Annotated in this window: 13 protein-coding genes and 1 pseudogene; 12 read left to right on the forward strand and 2 right to left on the reverse strand. The window is 69.6% G+C overall.

From position 1 onward, the window contains the following. Positions 1-37: 37 nt before the first annotated feature. The 10 genes and pseudogenes from ACZ5SK_RS22890 to ACZ5SK_RS22935 all read left to right on the forward strand — a co-directional run bounded on the left by ACZ5SK_RS22890 (position 38) and on the right by ACZ5SK_RS22935 (position 16,577). A complete protein-coding gene (locus tag ACZ5SK_RS22890) occupies positions 38-1,090 on the forward strand; it encodes a methyltransferase (protein WP_334575268.1) in 1,053 nt (350 codons plus the stop codon). A 453-nt stretch (positions 1,091-1,543) separates the two neighbouring features. Then, a complete protein-coding gene (locus ACZ5SK_RS22895; protein ID WP_334575267.1) occupies positions 1,544-2,290 on the forward strand; it encodes an SDR family NAD(P)-dependent oxidoreductase in 747 nt (248 codons plus the stop codon). A gap of 83 nt (positions 2,291-2,373) precedes the next feature. Continuing rightward, positions 2,374-3,474: an SIS domain-containing protein gene (locus ACZ5SK_RS22900; RefSeq protein ID WP_468576541.1), complete on the forward strand. Its 1,101-nt coding sequence runs from the start codon at positions 2,374-2,376 to the stop codon at positions 3,472-3,474. 100 nt (positions 3,475-3,574) lie between these two features. Then, complete coding sequence (locus tag ACZ5SK_RS22905) at positions 3,575-10,843, forward strand: amino acid adenylation domain-containing protein (RefSeq protein ID WP_468576543.1); 7,269 nt, start codon at positions 3,575-3,577, stop codon at positions 10,841-10,843. Then, complete coding sequence (locus tag ACZ5SK_RS22910; RefSeq protein WP_334575263.1) at positions 10,840-12,015, forward strand: FAD-dependent monooxygenase; 1,176 nt, start codon at positions 10,840-10,842, stop codon at positions 12,013-12,015. The genes ACZ5SK_RS22905 and ACZ5SK_RS22910 overlap by 4 nt, the downstream gene beginning before the upstream one ends. 374 nt (positions 12,016-12,389) lie before the next feature. Next, positions 12,390-13,242, forward strand: a pseudogene (locus ACZ5SK_RS22915) (zinc-binding dehydrogenase); the annotation flags it as partial. Between the two features lie 293 nt (positions 13,243-13,535). Then, a complete protein-coding gene (locus ACZ5SK_RS22920; RefSeq protein ID WP_443041314.1) occupies positions 13,536-14,141 on the forward strand; it encodes an ATP-dependent Clp protease proteolytic subunit in 606 nt (201 codons plus the stop codon). A gap of 104 nt (positions 14,142-14,245) precedes the next feature. Continuing rightward, complete coding sequence (locus ACZ5SK_RS22925; RefSeq protein WP_334575260.1) at positions 14,246-14,920, forward strand: ATP-dependent Clp protease proteolytic subunit; 675 nt, start codon at positions 14,246-14,248, stop codon at positions 14,918-14,920. A gap of 248 nt (positions 14,921-15,168) precedes the next feature. Further along, positions 15,169-15,651 carry a macro domain-containing protein gene (locus ACZ5SK_RS22930; protein WP_334575259.1) on the forward strand — a complete coding sequence of 161 codons (483 nt, stop codon included), beginning with the start codon at positions 15,169-15,171 and terminating at the stop codon, positions 15,649-15,651. A gap of 5 nt (positions 15,652-15,656) precedes the next feature. Beyond that, positions 15,657-16,577 carry an adenosine kinase gene (locus ACZ5SK_RS22935; protein WP_334575258.1) on the forward strand — a complete coding sequence of 307 codons (921 nt, stop codon included), beginning with the start codon at positions 15,657-15,659 and terminating at the stop codon, positions 16,575-16,577. A gap of 26 nt (positions 16,578-16,603) precedes the next feature. Here the strand turns inward: ACZ5SK_RS22935 and ACZ5SK_RS22940 are convergent, their stop codons facing one another. Further along, entirely contained in the window at positions 16,604-18,097 is a 1,494-nt protein-coding gene (locus ACZ5SK_RS22940) for a M1 family metallopeptidase (RefSeq protein ID WP_334575256.1), read from the reverse strand. A gap of 222 nt (positions 18,098-18,319) precedes the next feature. On the opposite strand from ACZ5SK_RS22940, the gene ACZ5SK_RS22945 reads away from it, so the two are divergent. Next, positions 18,320-20,269, forward strand: coding sequence for a Xaa-Pro dipeptidyl-peptidase (locus tag ACZ5SK_RS22945; RefSeq protein WP_361701992.1), 1,950 nt, complete (start codon positions 18,320-18,322; stop codon positions 20,267-20,269). Positions 20,270-20,282: 13 nt separating this feature from the next. Here the strand turns inward: ACZ5SK_RS22945 and ACZ5SK_RS22950 are convergent, their stop codons facing one another. Continuing rightward, a complete protein-coding gene (locus tag ACZ5SK_RS22950; RefSeq protein WP_334575254.1) occupies positions 20,283-21,248 on the reverse strand; it encodes an FAD-dependent oxidoreductase in 966 nt (321 codons plus the stop codon). A gap of 94 nt (positions 21,249-21,342) precedes the next feature. Between ACZ5SK_RS22950 and ACZ5SK_RS22955 the strand changes: the two genes are divergently transcribed. After that, the gene (locus tag ACZ5SK_RS22955; protein WP_361701994.1) at positions 21,343-22,983 is read left to right on the forward strand and encodes an ABC-F family ATP-binding cassette domain-containing protein; all 1,641 of its coding nucleotides are present in this window, start codon (positions 21,343-21,345) and stop codon (positions 22,981-22,983) included. Positions 22,984-23,024: the final 41 nt, after the last annotated feature.

The following is a 23,024-nucleotide window of genomic DNA, read 5'->3' on the forward strand; positions in this document are numbered from 1 at the left end:
ATTGCTCGCGACCTGCAAGAAACGTGGAGGGCAAACTATGAAGGAATCTTCGGAGACGGCCTTGGACGAGCTGTGGAAGCTGGTGTACACCAGCTTCAGGTTCCCGTTCATGCACGCCGCTCTGCGTCTTGAACTCTTCACCCTGCTCAAGAACCGGCCGGGCAGCAGCCTTGACGAGATCACCGCCGAGCTCGGGCTGCAGGAACGTGCCGGACACGTGCTGCTCCTCGGGTGCTGTGCGTTCGACCTCGTACGCAAGGAGGGCAACGGCTACCACAACACCGCGGCCACCGACCTGCTGGCCGGCGATCAGGGCGCGTTCATGCCGGTGATCGTCCGCTACACCCACGAGATGCTGTACCAGCCGATGGGCTGGCTCCACGAGTCGCTGGTGAACAACGAGAACGAGGGGCTGCATCGCGAACTCCTCGCCGACTCCCCGGCGACCACGCTCTACGAGCTCCTCGGCCAGGACAAGAACCTGGAGCAGGTCTTCACGGCCATGATGGAACACCAGAGTCGCTCGGTGGTCGAGGACCTCGTCAACGCCGTGGACTTCTCGTCGTACAAGAAGGTGCTCGACGTCGGCGGAGGCACCGGGACCAACTCCATCGGTTTCGTGCAGCGCTGGCCGCATCTTCGGGCAACCATCCTCGAACTGCCCAACGTGGCGGAGATGGCCGCCGCCCGCATCGCCGAGGCGGGCCTCTCCGAGCGCATCAACGCGGTCGGGACCGACATCTGGAAGGACGAGTTCCCCTCGTCCCACGACTGCGTCGTCTACTCCCGTTTCCTTGAGATCTGGTCGCCCGATCAGGTCCGCGACCTCTTCGCGAAGACGTACCGCGCGCTGGAGCCGGGCGGTCACATGGTGATCGTCGCGTGTGCCCAGGACGACGACGAGACCGGGCCCGCCCACGCCGCGTTCATGGCGGGGTACGTCCAGACGATCGCGTCACCCGAGGGCCGTATCTACACGGCGCAGGAATTCGAGCAGTGGTACACCGAAGCGGGCTTCGAGTCGATGGACCGCCAGTACCCGGGCCGCTTCGACGTCATCCTGCGTGCCCGCAAGCCCATGGCCCGGTGAGTGCGGTCCGTTCCCTGCCGCCCTGCCGATCCGTCAGGCGGGCGACTCCGACCGTCTGACACGGGGCGGCCCGCCCGTCGGGGCGCGGCCGGATCGGCCGGATCACCTCGACGGGGCCCTGCGCCCGTGTGACGCACCCTTCGGGTCCTCATGTCCCTGCACCCATGCGTTCCCGCATCCCTCACCCGGGCGCCGTGCGCCAACCCACAGGCCCGTCCCATCCCTCCACGCGGCACGCGTGTGTGTGAGTTGGACGCATCGCATCCGTGCGGCTCCGCGCGCGGCCGCGCAACGGCGCTGAGCGCGGCCCGCCCGCGCTGCCGACACCTGATCCGGACCGCATCGCCGTCACCCCTGTCGTCACCCCACCCGCCTTCCCGCCTCCTCGGTGTCGGCGCGGGGCGGCGTGCCCTGTTCGCGTCCTCGGCGCCGCATCCAAGAAAGGGAGCTTGAGTGAATTCGCCTGACAGGCTTGCCATCGTTACCGGCGGAACCAAGGGAATTGGTCTCGCTTTCAGTCACCGTCTGACCCGGATGGGATTCCGGGTGGTCGCCACGTATCGCAGTGACGAAGAGTCGGCGAACCTTGCTCTGCAACAGGTGGAGAAGGGGCTGTCTGTCGTGCGGTCGAATGTGTCCGACCCGGACGAAGTCGCCGAACTCGCTGAACTCGTACGGACCGAGCACGGAGTCCCGCAGGTCCTGGTGAACAACGCCGGTCTCAATATCGACGGTCCGGTGCTTGAGATGTCCGACTCCGACTGGCGTCGGGTACTGGACACCAATCTGTCCGGCCCGTTCTATATGACGCGGGCCTTCGCCCCGGTCATGCTGGAGGCCGGCGGCGGTTCCATCGTCAACATCGGCGCGACCACAGCGATTCGGCCCCGGATGAACGGCGCCAACTACTGTTCGAGCAAAGCCGGGATGCTTCATCTCACCAAGTGCCTGGCCATGGAACTCGCTCCGAGTATCCGCGTGAACTGCCTCATTCCGGGAATGATCGACACGGAAGAAATGCGTACGCGCTACCGCTTGGCCGAGCCGGAGTACATGGATGCGTTGCTGAATGAGATACCACAGCGCCGGATAGGCGCCACCGACGAGATGGCGGACGCGCTGGAATTCCTGGTGGGCGAGGGGGCCAGGTACGTCACGGGGCAGAAACTGATTGTGGACGGCGGCCAGTTCATGTGGTGAAGCACTCGACGCACAACCGGGGCGCACGCTCGCTCCTGCTGGAATCGCCAGCACTCCATTGACTTCAAGGAAGAGGAATACTCATGCGATCACGCCTTGAGCGTTACCAGGAGTTCCTGGAGCAGGAGTACCGCACAGGGTTCACCAAGTTCGACGAGTATGACATTTCCGGCATCTCTTCCGACCTCCTGAAGAGGATGAAGGACGGTCACTTCACGCGCATCGTCTTCAGCGGAATGGGCTGCTCGGCCATCGTGTCGGACGTGATAAAGGCGTTCTTCAACTCGATCCGCAGCGACCTCGAAGTGTATGTCTTCAACGACTACGACTTCGAGTACCTTGTTCCGCGCGCGGTGATCGAGGACGAGCGCACGCTCATCATCCTGAGTTCGTACAGCGGCCACTCCAACGAGCCGGTCCGTGCCTTCCACGCGCTGCGCCCCATGCACGACCGGGTGCTGCTGCTCACCTCGGGCGGCCGGCTCGGCGAGCTGGGCGAGGAGCACGGCGTATCCATCGCGCGCTGGACGCTGAGCAAGCCGGACCGCGAGTACCCGCTGTTCCACGTGGGCCAGTACTTCTCGATCCTGGTTGGCATGTTCCTGCGGCTCGGTCTGCTGGACAAGGACTACGGGCCCGAGGTCCGTTCCCTGGCCGAGGACCTGCGGACCGACTTCACCCCGGAGTTGCGTGCCCTGGCCGCGGACGCCGCCGCGCGCAGCGAGAACGCCAACGTCATCATGCTCGGGTCGCCCAAGTGGCACGAGAGCCTGCTGAAGTTGGCCAAGATGCACTTCAACGAAATCGCCATGGTGCCGGCGACGCGCAATTATTTCCACGAGTTCTGCCACAGCGAGGTGGCCACGCTCACCGACCCTGAGCGCAGGCACAGCATCCTCGTCTTCGCTGACCCGGAAGAGGACGAATACACCCGGGCCAAGCGGAAGAATCTGGTGTCGTTGCTGACTGCACCGATCCCGCAGAACGCAAAGGTCACCGTCACCGAGATCGAACTCGACCAGCCGACTTTCATCCGGCAGTACTTCACCGCTCTGGAGTTCGTCCAGTACCTCACTCTCGATCTGGGCAAGGCGCGGGAGACGAAGTCGCGCAACCTCATATCCGAGGCTGCGGGAAACCCCTGGTACCACGGCAGCACCATCGCCGCGGAGAACGACGGCTGATACGTAGGCACGGCGTCGGCCACGGCGAGCGTAGGGCATTGGAGAAGACAGCCGAACAGCTCAGGAAATGAAGGCAAGAGCCGAGGAAAATGGAGCGATCGTGAATCGACGGGAGCGTAACTCCCTCACGGCCTACCAGCAGGATATTTGGGCTGCGAACTCTATCTTTCCAGATCTCCCGCAGTTCAACTGCTTCATCACCGACCGGTTCACCGGTGACGTGGACGTCGACCTCCTCAAGGCGTGCCTGCGCCGTGCGGTCGACCGCAACGATGCGTTCCGGATCCGGATCGACCCGGAGGAGGGAACTCCGCGCCAGTGGGCCGAGGATGAGGCTTACGGCATCCCGACGATCGACCTTTCCGACGCCCCATCGCCGCGGGATTCCTGCGAGGCGTGGATCAAAGACGCGTTCGACGTGCCATTCGAGGTGGAACGCAGCCGGCTGTTTAGGCTCGCGGTCCTCAAGGAGGGCGAGGGAGTCTTTCATTCCTACGTCAAGGTGCACCACGTCGTCGCGGACGCCTGGGGCCTGAACCTCTTCATGTCCCAAGTCCGCGCCGAATATGACCGGATACGAAGGACCGGGCGGTTCGAAGAGCCGTCCGTGCCGTCGTACCTGGAATTCACAGAGGACGAGCGCCGCTACCGTGCCTCGGACGACTACGCGGATGACCGGGCCTATTTCCAGAAGCAGTTGCGGGGTGTCTCCCCGACCCTCTTCCGCCGCTCGGCCCCGGCCGGCTCCCGCAGCAGTGCCCGCCACAGCTTCATGATCGAACGCGGTGTCATCGAGAGCATCCGTGAACGCGGCCATTCGGTCTTCGCGTTCGTCGCGGGCGCCTTCGCCGTCTACCTGTCGCGGGTGCACGGCAGCGACGAAGTCGTCCTGGGCGTACCGCTGCTGAACCGGCCCACCGCTCGGCAGAAGCAGACCGTAGGCCACTTCGCGAACACCCTGCCGCTGCGGGTGACGGTCGGCGAGGACCGTACGATGAGCGAGCTCGTCGCCGAGGTGCAGGCATCGACCCGGGAGCTCAAGCCTCACGAGCGCTTCTCCCTGGGCGACCTGCTGCGCTGCGTACCGCTCCAGGAGAGCGGCCCCAAGCGGCTGTTCGACACCACCGTCGCCTATCTGCGCTGGCCCAGTCCACTCGCGGTCCAGGGCGTGGAGTACGAGACCGTCGTGCAGGCGCGTGCCCACGACGACGATGTGCTGGCAGTGGTCGTCAACGAACTGGACGACGTCGGTGACGTCCTGGTCGACATGGACTACGCCCTCGATGTGTTCGACGCCGACTTCCCCGTGGAGTCGGTGGCCGCCCACATTGAGGAGATCCTCAAGGGCGCTCTCGCGGGGGCCGCCCTGACGCTGTCGCAGATCCCCATGGTCGGCGAAGCCGAACGTGCCGCCCTGATCGCGACGGGCACCGGCCCGGTGAACGCGTTCAGCGAGGACGCGACCGTCCACGCGCTCTTCGAGCGGCAGGCGGCAAGGACTCCCGACCGGCTGGCCGTCGTCACCGACGACCCCGCCCAGTCGCTGACCTTCGGCCGCCTCGACGGGTGGGCCAACCACATCGCGCACCAGTTGCGCGAGGACGGCGTGCGCACGGGCGACCGGGTCGCCGTGCTGGCCGAGCGCGGCCCGCAGCTCGTCGCCGCGGTCCTGGGCGTCCTCAAGGCAGGCGCCGCGTACGTCCCGGTCGACCCGGACCATCCCGAGGAGCGCGTCCGGTTCGTGCTGGCCGACAGCGGGGTCGCGGCAGTGCTGCTGGGCAGCACCGTGCCCGCCGCGCCGGTGGGCGACGCCGTGTCCGTACGGCGCCTCGAGGCGACTGCGTCCGCCGTACCCGCCGTACCCGCCGTACCCGCCGTACCCGCCGTACCCGCCGGACCCGTCGCTCTCGGCGGGCCGCACGACCTCGCGTACGTCATCTACACCTCCGGGTCCACAGGACGGCCCAAGGGCGTGCAGGTCGAGCATCGCTCCGTGGTGAACCGGCTGGAGTGGATGCAGCGCCGCTACCCGGTCGGCGAGGAGGACGTCCTGCTGCAGAAGACGCCGGCCACCTTCGACGTCTCGGTGTGGGAGCTGTTCTGGTGGGCGATCACCGGGGCCGGCCTGGCGCTGCTGCCGCCCCGGGGCGAACGCGACCCCGAAGTCATCCTCGGTACGGTGCGGGCGCACCGCGTGACCGTGGCCCACTTCGTGCCGTCGATGCTCGGCCCGTTCCTCGACCTGATCGAGGAGAACCCGGCCCGGGTGGCGGACGCGGCCTCCCTGCGCCAGGTGTTCTGCAGCGGAGAAGCGTTGACGCCCGCTCATGTGGCGCGGTTCAACCAGGTGTTCGCCGACGCCGGCGCCGCGGCTCCCCGGCTGGTCAACCTCTACGGCCCGACCGAGGCCACGGTCGACGTCACCCACTACGAATGCCCCGGCGGCACGGACGGCGAAGTGGGCCGGGTGCCGATCGGGCGGCCGATCGACAACATCCGGCTGTACGTGGTCGGCGCTCACGGGCACCTCCAGCCCGCAGGTGTGGCCGGCGAGCTGTGCATCGCGGGCGTCGGCGTGGCGCGCGGCTACCTGGACCGGCCCGAGCTGGACGCCGCCGTGTTCGTGGCGGACCCGTTCACGTCGGGCGGGCGCATGTACCGGACCGGGGACCGGGCGCGCTGGCTGTCGGACGGCGCCTTGGAGTACCTGGGGCGCCTTGACGACCAGGTCAAGATCCGCGGCAACCGGGTCGAACCGGGCGAGGTGCGCAATCACCTGGCGGAGTGTCCGGGCGTCCGGGACGCCCTCGTCGTGGACCGGACCGAGCCGGGCCGCGGCGTGCACCTGGTGGGTTACTACGTGGCCGACGAAGAAGTGGGGGCGGCCCGGTTGCGCGCCCAACTCCTCGAAACCCTGCCGCAGTTCATGATCCCTGCGTATTTCGTGCGGATCGACCGGATACCGCTCACGGCGAACGGCAAGGCCGACCGGCGACAGCTGCCCGCCCCCGCGGTGGAGACGGGCGCCGGGTTGCGGGCGCCGTCCACCGAGATCGAGGTCAAGGTGGCGGCGGCCTGGGCGGCCGTCCTGGGGACCGACACGATCGGGACCGACCAGGACTACTACTCCCTGGGCGGGGACTCGATCCAGATGCTCCGCATCCAGGCGGAGGCACGGCGTGCGGGCGTCCACTTCACCCTGGCCGACATGGTCCGCAACCCCACGGTCGCCGCGCTCGCCGCGGTCGCGACGACCGTGTCGCAGGACGGGACGGACACACCGCTGGAACCGTTCGCCCTGGTCCCGGGAGTCGACCGGGTACGGCTGACCGGCCTCGAGGACGCCTACCCGGCCACCCGGCTGCACCTGGGCCTGCTGTACCACAGCGGGGAGCACGAGAGGTCGGCCGTCTACCACGACGTCTTCCGCTACTCGCTGAAGTCGCCGTGGGACGAGCAGGCGCTGCGTCGCGCCTTCGACGGGCTGGTCCGGCGGCACCCGGTGCTGCGCTCCGCCTTCGACCTCGGCGGCTACTCCGAGCCGCTACAGCTCGTGTACCGGGAGGCCGACGGCGGGCTGCAGATCGCGGACCTGCGCGGTCTGGGCGAGCAGGAGGCGCAGGACGAGCTGGACCGGCACGTCCAGGAACGGCGGTACCACGAGTACCGTCTGGACCGGCCGCCGCTGTACCTGTTCCGCATGCACGTCCTGCGCGACTCCCTGGAGCTGGTGTTCAGCTTCCACCACGCGATCCTGGACGGCTGGAGTGTGGCCACGCTGGTGCGCGAACTGCTCCAGGACTTCCTCCACCACGCCGGGCAGCCCGTCGCCGCCGTCCCGGCGCAGGCACTGCCCTCGCCGGCCCTGTACGTGCGCGAGGAGCGCAGGGCCCTGGCCTCCCAGGAGAGCAAGCGGTACTGGCAGCGGCTGCTCGACGGTGCCGAACTGGCCCAGATCGACGGTCTCAGGCCGTACGAGCCGGTGGGCGACACGGGGCTCATCGTGCACCGGCTGGAGCTTCCGGACGGCCTGGCCGACCGGGTGGGCCGTCTGGCACGCACCCACAACCTGCCGGTCAAGTCCCTGCTGCTCGCGGCGCACTGCCTGACGCTGCGGCTGTTCTCCGACACGCACGACATCACGACCGGGCTTGTCACCGGCGGACGGCCGGAGCAGGCCGACGCCGAACGGATCACCGGACTGTTCCTGGAGACGTTGCCGCTGCGGCTGAACGTTCAGCCGCGTTCCTGGCTGGACTCGGCGCGCGAGGTGTACGAACAGGAGCGGGCCGGCCATCCCCACCGTCGCTATCCGCTCAGCGCGATCCAGGAGGACCGCGGTGGGAACGCCGTCTTCGACACCGCCTTCAACTACGTCCATCCGCACGTGCTCACCTCGCTGTTCGAGGGCACCGGCATGAAGCTGACCGACTTCAGGACCTGGGAGGAGACGAACTTCAAGCTCCTGGTCAACGCCGTGGTCGACCCGGTGGACGAACGCCTGTGGCTGCGGATCGACTGCGACGGACGCACGTTCTCGCGCTCTCAGGTGGAGAGCATCGGACAGACGTACGTGGCCGTCCTCCAGCGGATCGTCGAGCACCCCGAAGCGGACGTGGACTTCGCCTTCCTGAGCGACGGGCTCACGCAGGCCGCGCCGCGGACCGTCCCCGGCGCGGGCGGCGGGGCCGACGCGCCCGCGCACGTCATCCGTCTGATCGGCGAGCACGTCGCCCGCACGCCCGAGGCGGTGGCCGTCAGCTGCGGCGCGCGCTGCTGGACGTACGCCCAGCTCGACGCCGCGGCGAACCGGATAGCCCACGCCCTGATCGAAGCCGGAGTGCGCACCGGCACCGCCATCGGCATCGCCATGGACCGTTCGCCCGAGACACTGGCCACCGTACTGGGGGTCGGGAAGGCCGGAGCCACCTGCGTCCCCCTCGACGCCGGCTACCCACGGGCCAGGCTGGCGGCGATGATCGCCCAGGCCGAACCGCTGTGGATCGTCACCAACGAGACGCACGTACCGCTCTTCGACGACCCCTCCCGACTGCTGTACGTGGATGAGCTGCTGGAGACGGAACCCGACCCGGCAGGTGTCGCGGAACTGCCGGAGATCACCGGTGAGACCGTCGCCTACCTGCTGTTCACCTCCGGGTCCAGCGGCGAGCCCAAGGGCGTCGAACTCCCGCACCGGGTGCTCGCCAACTACATGCGGTGGCAGGTGCCCTCGGCCAGCGGCGCGGCGGGCGGCAAGACCCTTCAGTTCGCACCCCTGAGCTTCGACGTGGCGTTCCAGGAGATCTTCTCCACGCTGTGCGGCGGCGGCACCCTGCAACTGCTCGCCGAGGACGAGCGGCGGGACATGCCGGCCCTGCTGCGGCTCCTGGACCGCGAGGAGGTGGAGCGCGTCTTCATGCCCTACGTGGCGCTCCAGCAGCTCGCGGAGACGTCCCAGGCGCTGGGCATCCGTCCGGGTGCCCTGCGGGTGGTCATCTCCTCCGGTGAGCAGCTGAGGATCACCGACGAGATCCGCAAGTTCTGTGCCGCGCGGCCGGACACCGTACTGGAGAACCAGTACGGGCCGACCGAGACCCACCTGCTGACCCACCACACCATGACCGGTGACCCGGCCCGCTTCCCCGACCTGCCGCCCGTCGGCGTCCCCGTGGACGGCATCGAGCTGCACCTGCTCGACGGCCTCATGCGGCCGGTCCCGGCGGGCGCCAAGGGAGAGATCTACGTCGGCGGAGTGTGCCTGGCCCACGGCTACCGCAACCGGCCCGACCTGACCGAGCAGCGGTTCGTACCGCACCCGTCCGGAGAGCCGGGCGCCCGCCTCTACCGCACAGGCGACCTCGCCAGGGTCATGCCCGACGGCAACCTCGCATGGCTGGGCCGCGCCGACTCCCAGGTGAAGGTGCGTGGCTTCCGCGTCGAGCCGGCCGAGGTCGAACTGGCCATCGCCAAGCTCGCCGAGGAGCAGTCCATGTCCGGTATCCGCGAGGCGGCGGTGGTGTCGCGGCGCCGGGAGGGCGGCGACGCGTTCCTCGCGGCGTTCCTTGTCGGCGACCCCGAGGCCGTGGACCTGGACGAGGTGCGCAGCCGGTTGCGGGCGGTGCTGCCGGACTACATGATGCCCTCGCACCTTCAGTGGCTGGCGAGCCTGCCCCTGACGCCCAGCGGCAAGCGGGACGACGCGCTGCTGCGCCGCATGCCGCTGGCCGCGCCGTCGTCGGACGCCACCGAACCCGCCGACGAGCACGAGAGGGTGCTGGTGGGCATTCTGGCGGAACTGCTGGAACTGCCCGCGGTGGGCGTGCGGGACAACTTCTTCGACATCGGGGGCACCTCACTGACCGCGATGCGGCTGGTGATGACGATCGAGAAGCGCTACGGCGTCAGCGTTCCGCTCTCGGCGTTCGTCGCCGCCCCGACCGTCGCCGGGCTGGCCCAACGCCTGCGGGGCGGCGACGCGGCCGCCCGGTTCGACCCGGTCGTGCCGATCCGCACCGAGGGGGACAAGCCGCCGCTGATCCTGGTCCATCCGCTGGGCGGCCACGTGCTGTGCTACGTACGTCTCGCCCGTCACCTACCGCAGGACCAGCCGGTCTACGCGCTTCAGGCGTGGGGGACCGTGCCGGGCACGGAGCCGCTCAGCTCGATCCAAGAGATGGCGGCGGGCTACCTGGAGGCCGTGCGGGGCGCGTGTCCCGAAGGGCCGTATGTGATCGGAGGATGGTCCTTCGGCGGCTTCGTCGCCTTCGAGATGGCGCGCCAGCTGCGCCGCAGTGACCCGGGCGCCCTGCACGGCACCGTGCTGATCGACCCGATCGCCGTCAAGCGGGGGGAGCGGCCCGACATCGCCGACCACTCGCTGCTGGAGTGGTTCTTCTGGGAGCTGCTGTGGATGGAGCGCGGTGGCACCGCACCGGTGGTCTCGCTGCCGGACGGTCTGGAGGAGGAGGCGAAGTTCGACTTCATCGTCGGACACGCCACGCAGGCAGGCGTCCTGCCCGCAGGCAGCTCGCGCACCACCGTGCGGCGCCTGTTCCAGATGTTCAAGGCGCACTGGCGGGCGATCCTCACCTACCAGCCCGAACCGGGCGACGAGGACGTGGTGCTGCTGCGCGCGACCTCGGAGCTGCCGGAGATCCTCCAGCCGATGCACGGAGCAGCACAGAGCCTGCATACGGACCCCACCAACGGCTGGGGCGACCTGACCACGGGCCGGCTCCAGGTGGTCGACGTCCCCGGTGACCACCTGGTGCTCCTGGACGAACCGCACGTGAACGTCGTTGCCGAGAAGCTGGCACAGGCGGTGGCCGGCCGACCGGGCCGACGACTGTCGGAGAGGAGTGGGAAATGACGCAGTCCCCCCCGCGCAAGGCCCTCATCATCGGAGCGGGCGTCGGCGGCCTCGCCGCCGCCGCGACGCTGCGCCGTGTGGGCGTCGAGGTACAGGTCTTCGAGCGGGCTCCCGAGCTGCGGCCGGGTACCACGGCGGTGTCGCTGATGTGCAACGCGGTCCTGGCGCTGCGCAGCCTCGACATCGACATCGCCTCGGGCCTGGAGAAGCGTGGTGCGGTGTTCGACGAGCTCAAGTTCCTCACCCGGCGGGGCCGTCCGATCAGGGCGCTGCCGTTCCGGGAAGTCTCGGACCGGCTGGGGGCGTCGAACTACGCCGTCCACCGGGCCGATCTCCAGCAGACGCTGCTGGACGCCCTCGGGGACGGGAGCGTCATCGAACTCGGTGCCGCGGCAGCGGAGTTCGTCAGCGGCGAGGACCGGGTCGAGGTCACCTTCGAGGACGGCAGGACCGCCTCGGGCGACGTCCTGATCGGGGCGGACGGCTTCAACTCGGCGATCCGCAGGCAGGTGGCGGGCGCCGACGAACCGCGGCCCGGCAACTACGCGTGCTGGCTGGCCACGGTGCCTTTCACCCACCCGCGGATGAGCAAGGGCTACGCGGCGCACTACTGGGGGAGGGGCCAGCGCTTCGGCCTTGCCGACATCGGGCACGGCCGCGCCTACTGGTGGGCGACGAAGAACGTGCCCCCGGGCGCCTCCGGACACCTGCGGCGCGGCAAGGAGGGGCTCGCGGGCCTCTTCGCGGGCTGGGCCGACGAGGTGCGGGAGGCGATCCGTACCACCCCCGAGGAATCGATCGTCCGCCTCACCGCCCAGGACCGCCCGTTCCTCCAGCGGTGGGGCACCGGACGCACGACCCTGCTCGGGGACGCGGCCCACCCGATGCTCGTGAGCCTGGGCCAGGGGGCGGCGCTGGCCATCGAGGACGCCGTCGTCCTCGCCCAGCACCTGCGCGCGAGCGCGGACCCGGTCGCGGCGCTGCGCGGCTACGAGGACGAGCGCAGGCCGCGGACGGAGGGACTGGTCGCCGCGGCCCGAGCGCTGAGCGAGACCGAGCAGCTGGAGTCCTTCGGTCCCGCCCTGGCGCGCGACCTCTACTTTCGGTTCACGCCGCTGTCCAAGCTCACCAGCCAGAACGAAGCGGTTCTCACCTGGCCCCCACTGGGCTGACCACACCCCATGACCGCTGATGGCCGACCCGCGGGTGGGCATACGCGTGCCCGCCCACGGCCGCACCGGTATCCCCGCTCTTCGTAGGAGCACATCACCGTGCTCGTCGTCACCCGGATATCGCGCTGATAAGCTGTCAAAGGAATGGATGTTGTCACGGACTGCCCTCAGCTCCCGGAGTCGGCGGCCGTTCGGCGGTGATGAACTCTGCCCGGTATGTTGGGCGCCATCCATAAATTCCGCAGCCTGGTAGCCCCGATACCAGCCACCGTAATTCCGCTGACCACATACCGGCTTGAGTGCTTCCCGTCGGCGGCATAAAATCCGCGGACTTTTTTCCGAGCGGCCGTAAACGGAATACTCGCGGAGCCTCCATGGACGAGTTATTGGCCGTCGTCACCGAGGCGGCGGAGCCGGATGACTTCGCCGCACTGCCAGTTCCCGATTCGTGCCGTGCCGTTACAAAGACCCGCGCAAGTCCCTGCATCTTGCCGAGGTGCCGGTACCGGTGCCCGAGCCGGGGCCGGGCGAGGTGCTGGTCGCCGTGATGGCCAGTTCCGTCAACTGCAACACCGTGTGGAGCGCCATCTTCGAGCCGGTGCCCACGTTCGCCTTCCTGGAGTGTTACTGCCGGACTTCGCCGCTCGCGCGTCGCCACGATCTGCCGTACCACGTCATCGGTTCCGACCTGGCGGGATTCGTGCTGCGTACTGGACCGGGCGGGCGCGCGTGGCGGCCCGGCGACAAGATCGTCGCGCACTGCCTGTCCGTGGAACTGGTCAACTCCACCGCCTACCGTCAGCTGGTCAGCCGCACGGCGCCGACCTGAAACAGGGCGACAACGTACTGGTCTGGGGGCGGCCGGGGGGGGCTGGGCTCGTACGCGACCCAACTCGCCCTGGCCGGCGGCGCGCCCGACCGGTGTGCGTGGTGTCCGACCGGGCGAAGGCGGATCTGTGCCGCACGATGGGCGCGGACGCGGCGATCGACCGCAGCGCCGAGGACGTCGACATCGTGCTGGAACACCCCGGCCGGGACACCTTCGGAGCCTCCGGCCACGTCATCCGGCGGGGCGGCACGGTGGCGACCTGCGCATTCACCACCGGTTACCCGTACGAGTACGACAACCGCTACCTGTGGATGTCCCTGAAGCGGATCATCGGGTCCCATTTCGCCAACTACCGCGAGCCGTGGGAGGCGAACCGCGTCATCTGCAAGGCACGAATCGGAGCTTCGAGCACAACACATTTCAGCCATCACTCGATTCCGGGACACCGTCGAGTCCGCTGCCTGATGGTCTTCTGCTGTCAGCTAAGCGGCTGCCGAATCGAGGACACGTCCCGGCTGCCGTGTTAGCGTGGGGACGGTATCCGCGGTTAACCAACAGGCCGACACATTCGGCATTTTGAGACAGCGGATATAAAGGCAAGGGAAAGACTCCGGGCGGCTGCCACAAGCGCCGCCTCCATTACTCTGGGGGTTCAGTGACCTTAGCGCGCGACTATTCGTCTGCCTCGCAGATGCCGCGGAGCGAAGGCGGCATCAGCGGCATGGCAATGGGTGACCAAGTATTCAGCCGACTCCTGAGCGACCGCATCGTCTTCCTCGGCAAGGAAGTCGATGACGACATCGCCAACAAGCTCACGGCTCAGTTGCTGATGCTCGCCGCGGAATCCAGTGAGGACATCTACCTCTACATCAACTCTCCTGGTGGTTCGGTCACTGCGGGTATGGCCGTGTACGACACCATGCACTACATCAAGAACGACGTGGTGACGATCGCCATGGGCTTCTGTGCATCCATGGGCCAGTTCCTGCTGACCGCCGGCGCAAAGGGCAAGCGGTACGCCCTGCCCAACACCAAGATCCTCATGCACCAGCCGTCGGCCGGACTCGGCGGCTCGGCCAGTGACATCAAGATCTACGCCGAACAACTGCTGCGCACCAAGCAGGAGATGGCGGCGCTGATCGCCGAGCATTCCGGACAGGACGTCGACACGATCACCAGGGACTCGGACCGCGACAAGTGGTTCACGGCCCAGGAAGCCGCGGAGTACGGGCTCATTGACTCGGTGATGAAGTCCGCCTCCGGTGTCTCGGGGGCCGGTGGCACGCTCGTGTCCTGAACGGGCAACGGCCCGGCAAGGACCCCCTCACCCATCAGGGACCGAGCCGGGCCGACCGCGTCCGGCCACCGCAGTCACACCCGACCCCAAGAGGAACCGAGACCATGGCCCTGCACAATCGTCCGGCCTCTGCATTCGGCGGTACGCCACCGCAGGCCCGGTACATAGTGCCCCGCTTCGTCGAACGCACGGCACAGGGAACGCGCGAGTACGACCCGTACTCCAAGCTCTTCGAGGAGCGCATCGTGTTCCTCGGAGCGGAGATCGACGACACATCCGCCAACGACGTCATGGCGCAGCTCCTCTGTCTCGAATCCATGGACCCGGATCGGGACATCGCCTTCTACATAAACTCGCCGGGCGGCTCCCACACCGCCATGACAGCGATCTACGACACGATGCAGTTCGTGAAGCCCGACATCCAGACAGTCTGCATCGGTCAGGCCGCCTCCGCCGCCGCTGTCCTCCTGGCCGCCGGCACTCCCGGAAAACGCGCTGCGCTGCCGGGGGCACGCGTACTGCTGCACCAACCCCACAGCGGGGGACAGCGCGGACAGATCTCCGATCTGGAGATCCAGGCCCGCGAGATGCAGCGTGTGCGCACGCTGGTGGAGACCGTCCTGGCCCGTCACTCCGGCCGGCCGGTGGAGCAGATAGAGCAGGACATCGAGCGGGACAAGATCCTCACGGCCGAACAGGCGGCTGAATACGGCCTGATCGACCACGTACTGACCAGCCGCAACAACGTACTGAACGATCGGAACAACGGAACGTCATGACAGACCGCAAGGATCGGATCCCCGCCGACTTCGGAGCCGCGGGAGTGTTGTAAACCGCGCCCAACAGGACCACGGGGACGTCGTGCGTTTCCCTGTCGGCCCTCCAGGGCTGCGCGCCTGTCTGTCGCGGTGTTCTCCCCGGACGGAGTACAGCAGATCCTGGGCACCCAGGCGGCCGGATTCCGTAGGGAGAACTCCGTCCACGGCGAGATCCGGCCACTGTCAGTGGCATCGCCTACGGTGGCGTCATGTCGGGGATCACATACGTCCGTGGCGACGCCACCGTGCCGTCGGTGAAGGGCGTCAAGGTCATCGCCCATGTCTGCAACGACATCGGGGGATGGGGGAAGGGCTTCGTGCTGGCGCTGTCACGCCGCTGGCCGGAGCCGGAAGCGGCCTACCGCGCCTGGCACCGCGAGCGCGCCGCCAACGACTTCGGCCTGGGCGCGCTCCAACTCGTCCAGGTCGAGCCGTACATATGGGTCGCCAACATGATCGGCCAGCGCGGCGTGCGCACGGGCAGCAAGGGCGTCCCGGTGCGCTACGACGCCATCGACACCGCCCTGGCCCGCCTGGCCGACCGCGCGACAGAACTCGGCGCGTCGGTGCACATGCCGCGGATAGGCTGCGGCCTGGCCGGGGGGAAGTGGTCCCGGGTGGAACCGCTCGTCTCCGGGCGGCTGGTGCAGCGGGGCGTCGCGGTGACGGTGTACGACCACGGGGAGGGGTAGTGCGGATGGGCGCCGACAGGGCGGGCGAGGACAGGGGCATCGACGTCCTGGTCCTGGGCGGGGCGGGGGTGGACACCGTCGTCCAGGTACCGGAGCTGCCGCTCCCGTACGCCGACAGCTACATGATCGACAGCGGGATCCGCACCCGCGCCGGACAGACCGGCGACTTCGTCGCGCTGGGGCTCGCCGCCCTCGGCCTGCGCACCCACCACCTCGACTTCCTGGGCGACGATCCGGAGGGCGCCCTGGTCCGCGCCCTGCACGAGAAGCACGGCATCGCCCTGACCGCCGTCCCGCAGCCGGCCGGCACCAAGCGCGCGGTCAACCTGGTGAGCCCGGACGGGCGGCGGCTGTCGCTGTACGACACCAGCCGCGGGCGACCGGAGGACCGCTTCCCGCAGGACACCCTGTGGGCGCTGGCCACGGCGAGCCGGCACGTGCATGTGGCGATCACCCCCGGTTGCGCCGACGCGCTGCCGCTCCTGCGCGCGGCGGGCGCCCGCATCTCCACCGACCTGCACAACTGGGACGGCGAGAACCCGTACCACGAGGCCTTCGCCTTCGCCGCGGACGTGGTCTTCCTCTCGGCCGCCGCGCTCACCGACCCCGCGGCCACGATGCGACGGATCGCCGCGCGGGGCCGTGCCGAGGCGGTCGTCGTCACCGCCGGCGCCGAGGGCGCGTACCTGCTGTCCGAGGGCGAGCTGACCCATATACCGGCCGTCGCCCCTCCCGCGCCGGTGGTCGACTCCAACGGCGCGGGAGACGCCTTCGCGTCCGCGTTCCTCTACGGCCGCCTCAGCGGCGAACAGCCCCTGAGATGCGCCCGGTTCGGTGTGACGGCCGGCGCGTACGCGTGCACCGTCCCGGCCACCGGAAGTGCCGCCGTCTCGCGTGACGAGCTCCTGGCGGCGGCCCCCCGGTAGCGCAGGACGGCGGGCGCGCCGCGCACTCAGTTCTCGTGCACGGAGTTCGTCGCCGCGATCTTCTTCCAGGACTTCGGCCGCACGGGAGTGGCCGACGACTTCGCGATCGACGCGGTCCGCGCAGCGGGCGCCGCCGGCTTCGTCGGCTGGAGAAGCCAGGTGTCCAACAGCGCGCCCAGCCGCTTGCCGGAGACCTGCTCGGCGTACGCCTGGAAGTCGGCGATCGTCGCGTTGCCGTACGCGTACTTCTGCGGCCAGCCCTTCAGGATCGCGAAGAACGCGTCATCGCCGACCTCGTTGCGCAGCGCCTGCACGGCCAGCGCGCCCCGGTCGTAGACGGCGATGTCGAACTGGTTCGCCGCGCCCGGGTCGCCCGGCTTCACCGTCCAGAACGCGTCGTCGGCCGGGTGCGAGGCGTACACGTAGTCCGCGAGTTCCTGCGCCGTGCCCTCGCCCTCGTGCTCGGACCACAGCCACTGCGCGTACCGGGCGAAGCCCTCGTTGAGCCAGATGTCCTTCCAGCCCTTGAGGGACACCGAGTCCCCGTACCACTGGTGCGCCAACTCGTGTACCACCACTGAGGTGTTGGAGCCGTTCGCGAACTGCTTGGGGCTGTAGTAGACGCGGCTCTGCGTCTCCAGCGCGAACGAGGTGGTGGTGTTGGGGACGTATCCGCCGGCCGTACTGAACGGGTACGGCCCGAAGTAGTTGCTCAGCCAGTCGACGATCTCACCGGTGCGCTCCACGCTCGCCCGTGCCGCCCCGTCGTTGTCCCCGAGGTCCTTGCTGTAGGCGTTGATCACCGGCACGCCGCCCTCGGACGTGCTCGTCGTGACGTCGAACTTCCCCAGCGCCAGCGTGGCCAGATAGGTCGCCTGCGGCTTGTTCTGGCGCCAGTTGTAGCGGGTCCAGCCGAGGCGTGAAGTCGTCGACTGGAGCGTGCCGTTGGAGATGGCCTGGGTGCCGTCCGGCACGGCCACCGAGACGTCGTAGGTCGCCTTGTCGAGCGGATGGTCGTTGCTCGGGAACCACCACCACGCCGACTCGGGCTCGTCCGCCGCGACCGCGCCGTCGGGCGTGCGGTGCCAGGTGGAGAAGCCGTACGCGCTCTTCGTCGACGGCACCCCGCGGTAGCGGACGACGACCGTGGCCGATGTGCCCTTGGCCAGCGGCTGCTTCGGCGTGACCACCAACTCGTGCTCGCCGGAGGTGGTGAAGGCGGCCGCGGCGCCGTTGACCCGGACCTCCTGGACGTCCAGCAGGAAGTCCAGGTCGAAGCTCGACAGGTCCTGCGTGGTCTTTGCGAGGATCGTCGCCGTGCCCTGCAACTCGTCCGTCGCCGGCTGGTACGTCAGCCGCAGGTCGTAGTGCGAGACGTCGTATCCGCCGTTGCCGTAGGCCGGGTAGTACGGGTCGCCGATGCCCGACGCGCCGGGGGAGTAGCCCGCGGCGGATGCCGGGATCGCCAGCAGTACGGACGCGGCAGCGAGTGCGCCCGGCGCGATGAGTCTGCGGTGCACGAAAGCTCCAAGTAGTGGGGGTACAAAGGCTGTTCGAAGCCTATTCAGTCCCTGTGCCCAGAAGGTGTCCACCGTCACCCCTGTCACACGATCGCCATTCGGCCGTCATCAGCGCCCGCCTCCACCGGCGTGTTTCGGCCATCGGCGACCCACCACAGGGGGCCCCGCCGTCTCCCATCTGCCCTCTTCTGCACAGGAGTTGACCGGGGTACCGTCCGGCGCATGTCGACACGCATGCGCTTCACGAGCTGGAGACCGCTCGCCACTGCCGCCATCACCCTTCTGGTGGCCGCCTTCCTCACCCCGGCCACCGCCCAGGGCGCCCCGCGCGAGAGCAGGCCCGTCTACTCCTACGAGCACGCCATCCGCGAGGCCGTCTGGGTCGACACCGGACTCGACGGCGACGGCGACGGAAGGACGGACCGCGTCGCCGTCGACATCGTCCGCCCCCGCGAACTCGCCGCGCAGGGGCGCAAGGTGCCCGTCATCATGGACGCCAGTCCCTACTACTCCTGCTGCGGCCGCGGCAACGAGAGCCAGCTCAAGACGTACGACACGGCCGGGAACGTCGTCCAGATGCCGCTGTTCTACGACAACTACTTCGTGCCGCGCGGCTACGCCTTCGTCGGCGTCGACCTCGCCGGCACCAACCGCTCCGACGGCTGCGTGGACGTCGGCGGGCGCTCCGACATCCAGTCCGCGAAGGCCGTCGTCGACTGGCTGAACGGGCGGGCCAAGGCCTACACCACCCGCACCGGCGCCACGGCCGCCAAGGCGGGCTGGACCAACGGCAGAACCGGCATGATCGGCAAGAGCTGGGACGGCACCATAGCCAACGGCGTCGCCGCCACCGGCGTGCGAGGCCTCAAGACCATCGTCCCGATCAGCGCCATATCCTCCTGGTACGACTACTACTTCGCCCAGGGCGCCCCGCTCTACGACTCGGGCCCCGACTGGCTCTCGAACTACGTCGACAGCCCCGACGCCCGCGCCAAGTGCGCCGCGGTCCAGCAGAAGATCGTCGACGGGGCTCCGCGCACCGGCGACTGGACATCTCTGTGGACCGAACGCGACTACGTCAAGGACGCGCGCAAGGTGAAGGCGAGCGTCTTCCTCGTCCACGGCATGCAGGACCTCAACGTCCGCACCAAGCACTTCGGTCAGTGGTGGGACGCCCTCGCGAAGAACGGCGTCGAGCGCAAGATCTGGCTCTCGCAGACCGGCCATGTCGACCCGTTCGACTTCCGCCGCTCCGCCTGGGTGGACACCCTTCACCGCTGGTTCGACCACGAACTCCTCGGCTACGACAACGGCGTCGACCGTGAGCCCATGGCCGATATCGAGCGCCACCCCGACCAGTGGGTCACCTCCGCCGTCTGGCCGCCCCGCGGCACCCGGACGGCGACCCTGCACCCGGCCGCCGCGGCCCAGCCCGGCGTCGGCACGCTCGGTCTGCGCAAGGGCGCCGGCACCGCGGCCTTCACCGACGACCCGCAGCTGAGCGAGACCGACTGGGCCGCGCGGATCGACACCCCGACCCCCGACAAGGCCGGCTTCAGCACCGGTCCCCTCACCCGCGACCTGCGGCTGTCCGGCTCCTCGAAGGTCACCGTCACCGCCACGCCCACGACCGCTACCGCCCACCTCACGGCCGTCCTCGTCGACCTCGGCCCCGACACGATCCGCGACTACGCGGCGGGCGGCGAGGGCATCACCACGCTCACCGACCGCACCTGCTGGGGTGCGAGCACGGCGGGCGACAGCGCCTGCTTCAAGGAGACCGGGGCGAACACGGCCGACGTCGACTACACGGTCGTCAGCCGCGGCTGGGCCGACCTCGGCACCTTTGCGAACCCCGGCAAGGGCGTCCCGCTCACCCCGGGCAAGGCCTACACGATCACCCTCGACCTGGCCGCCACCGACCATGTCGTCCCGGCCGGTCACCGGCTGGCGCTGATCGTCGCGGGCACCGACAGGGACCTCATCGACCCGCCCGCCGACACCCCGACCCTCACCCTGGACCTGTCCCGCACCTCGGCGCGGGTCCCGCTCGTCGGAGGCGCCGACGCCTTCGCCCGCGCCACGTCCGCGGCGGCGGCCACAGCGGTCACGCCCGGCGCCGGCGCCCTGGACGGCGTAAGGACCCCGCACAACGCCCAGCGGATCCCGTAGGCCCGCAGACCGGTCAGGAGGAGGCGGCCGAGAGCACCAGTTCGGCCGCCTCCTGCGCGCATCCCCACGCCACGGTCACACCCGCCCCGCCGTGCCCGTAGTGGTGCACCACCGGCCGCCCGTCCGGCAGCTCCGCCCGCTCCAGCCGTACCGTGTCCCGAACCGGCCGCAGCCCCACCCGGTGCCCGAGGATCCGCGCCCCGGCGACCTCCGGCCGCAACGCCGCACAGCGTCGGACGATCGCCTCGGCCACCTTCGGGTCCGGCTCCAGCGACCACGCGTCGTCCTCGGCCGTGCCGCCCAGCAGCAGCCGCCCGGGCTGCGGGAAGAGGTAGACCGGCGAGCCGTCCGGGGCCGTGGTGACGAGCCAGGTGTCGACGCCGGGGTTCTCCACGACGACGAGCTGCCCCCGCACCGGCCGCACCGACGGGTCCGCGGCCAGCTCCCGGGCGGCCAGCCCCGCGCAGTTGACCACGACGGGCGCCTCGGCCTGCGCCAGATCGGTCACCGTGCGCTCCTCGACCCTGCCGCCCGCCCGCAGCAGCCGCTCCCGCAGCCACGGCAGATACATCGACATGTCGATCAGCGGCAGTCGCACCCGCACGCCCGGCCCGGCGCCGTACTCGCGTGCCGTGGTCCGGCGCAGCCCGGTCAGCCGACCGGCCGCCCAGGCCTCGACGCGGGCCGGCTCCTGCTCGCCCATCACACCGTCGACGAGGCGCACGCCGGTCTCCTCGGGCCGCCCGGCGAGGCGCTCGTAGACGTCCAGGGAACGCAGCGCCCAGGCCCGCGCCGACACCTTCGGTTCGATGTGGTACGGCCACCACAGCGCACCGGCGACGGCGGACGTGGTCCGCTCGACCGGGTCGCGCGTCCACAGACGCACCCGCAGCCCGCGCTCGGCGAGTACCACGGCCGTCGACAGCCCGATGACCCCGCCGCCGACCACGATCGCGTCGCCGTTCACCCGAGTGTCCATGCCCGGACGGTAACCGACCGTGCCGACGGTCGGCGAGATCGCCGAAGAAGGGGTGCGACGACGTCCGCGGACGACCACTAGGATCTACGACCTGATGACTGCCACTCTCGTCGCCAAGAACCTCGCCGCCGGGCACGGCGACCGCTCCCTCTTCTCCGGGCTCGACCTCGTCGTCGCCCCCGGGGACGTGATCGGGCTGGTCGGCGCCAACGGCGCGGGCAAGTCCACCCTGCTGAGGCTGCTCGCCGGGCTCACCGCGCCCGAACAGGGCGAGCTCAGGCTCTCCCCGCCGACCGCGACCGTCGGGCATCTGCCCCAGGAACCGGAGCGCCGCGCCGGTGAGAGCGTGCGGGAGTTCCTCGCCCGCCGCACCGGCGTCGCCGAGGCACAGCGCACGATGGACGAGGCCACCCAGGCCCTGGTCGACGGGGCGCCCGGCGCCGACGACGCCTACGCCACGAGCCTGGAGCGGTGGCTCGACCTGGGCGGCGCCGACCTCGACGAGCGCGCCGAGGAGGTCGCCGACTCGCTGGGCCTCGGCGTCGGCCTCGACCAGCTGATGACGTCCCTGTCCGGCGGGCAGGCCGCCCGCGCGGGCCTCGCCTCCCTCCTCCTCTCGCGCTACGACGTGTTCCTCCTCGACGAGCCGACGAACGACCTCGACCTCGACGGCCTGGAGCGCCTCGAACGCTTCGTGACCGGACTGCGCGCCGGAACCGTCGTCGTCAGCCACGACCGCGAGTTCCTCACCCGCACGGTCACCAAGGTCCTCGAACTCGACCTCGCCCAGCAGCAGATCAACCTCTACGGCGGCGGCTACGACGCCTACCTGGAGGAACGGGACGTGGCCCGCCGGCACGCCCGCGATGACTACGAGGAGTACGCCGACAAGAAGGCGGCGCTCCACGACCGCGCGCAGACCCAGCGCTCCTGGATGGACAAGGGCGTGAAGAACGCGCGCCGCAAGGCGGGCAACGACAACGACAAGATCGGCCGCAAGTTCCGCAGCGAGGCCAGCGAGAAGCAGGCCGCGAAGGCCCGGCAGACCCAGCGCATGATCGAACGCCTGGACGTCGTCGAGGAGCCGCGCAAGGAGTGGGAGCTGCGCATGGAGATCGCGGCCGCACCGCGCTCCGGCGCGGTGGTCGCCACCCTGCGCGAGGCCGAGGTACGCCGCGGTGACTTCCGCCTCGGGCCGGTGTCCCTGCAGATCGACTGGGCCGACCGGGTCGCGGTGACCGGCGCGAACGGCGCGGGCAAGTCGACGCTGCTGGGCGCGCTCCTCGGCCGCGTCCCGCTGGACGCGGGCCACGCGGCGCTCGGCTCGGGCGTCCTGGTCGGCGAGGTCGACCAGGCGCGGCAGCTGTTCCACGGCTCCGAGCCGCTGCTCGACACGTTCCGCGCGGCCGTTCCCGACACCGAACCGGTCGAGGCGCGCACCCTGCTGGCCAAGTTCGGCCTGAAGTCGGACCATGTGATGCGGGCGGCGGGCACCCTGTCACCCGGGGAGCGCACCCGCGCCGCCCTCGCGCTGCTCCAGGGCCGGGGCGTCAACCTCCTCGTCCTCGACGAGCCGACGAACCACCTCGACCTCCCGGCCATCGAGCAGCTGGAGTCGGCCCTCGACGCCTACGAGGGCACGCTGCTCCTGGTCACCCACGACCGGCGCATGCTGGACGCGGTCCAGGTGACGCGTCGGCTGGAGGTGGCGGACGGCAAGGTGACGGAGCGGTAGCCGGTAGCCGCTGCTCTGGACCGCCCGCTTCCCACGCCGTC

The sequence above is a fragment of the Streptomyces sp. NPDC031474 genome (genome assembly GCF_055581185.1).

Excerpts from the sequence above, each read along its gene's own strand:
- ACZ5SK_RS22890 (WP_334575268.1), top strand. The coding sequence starts at position 38 with ATGAAGGAATCTTCGGAGACGGCCTTGGACGAGCTGTGGAAGCTGGTG.
- ACZ5SK_RS22900 (WP_468576541.1), top strand. The coding sequence starts at position 2,374 with ATGCGATCACGCCTTGAGCGTTACCAGGAGTTCCTGGAGCAGGAGTAC.
- ACZ5SK_RS22910 (WP_334575263.1), top strand. The coding sequence starts at position 10,840 with ATGACGCAGTCCCCCCCGCGCAAGGCCCTCATCATCGGAGCGGGCGTC.
- ACZ5SK_RS22920 (WP_443041314.1), top strand. The coding sequence starts at position 13,536 with ATGCCGCGGAGCGAAGGCGGCATCAGCGGCATGGCAATGGGTGACCAA.
- ACZ5SK_RS22925 (WP_334575260.1), top strand. The coding sequence starts at position 14,246 with ATGGCCCTGCACAATCGTCCGGCCTCTGCATTCGGCGGTACGCCACCG.
- ACZ5SK_RS22930 (WP_334575259.1), top strand. The coding sequence starts at position 15,169 with ATGTCGGGGATCACATACGTCCGTGGCGACGCCACCGTGCCGTCGGTG.
- ACZ5SK_RS22935 (WP_334575258.1), top strand. The coding sequence starts at position 15,657 with ATGGGCGCCGACAGGGCGGGCGAGGACAGGGGCATCGACGTCCTGGTC.
- ACZ5SK_RS22945 (WP_361701992.1), top strand. The coding sequence starts at position 18,320 with ATGTCGACACGCATGCGCTTCACGAGCTGGAGACCGCTCGCCACTGCC.
- ACZ5SK_RS22950 (WP_334575254.1), bottom strand. The coding sequence starts at position 21,248 with ATGGACACTCGGGTGAACGGCGACGCGATCGTGGTCGGCGGCGGGGTC.
- ACZ5SK_RS22955 (WP_361701994.1), top strand. The coding sequence starts at position 21,343 with ATGACTGCCACTCTCGTCGCCAAGAACCTCGCCGCCGGGCACGGCGAC.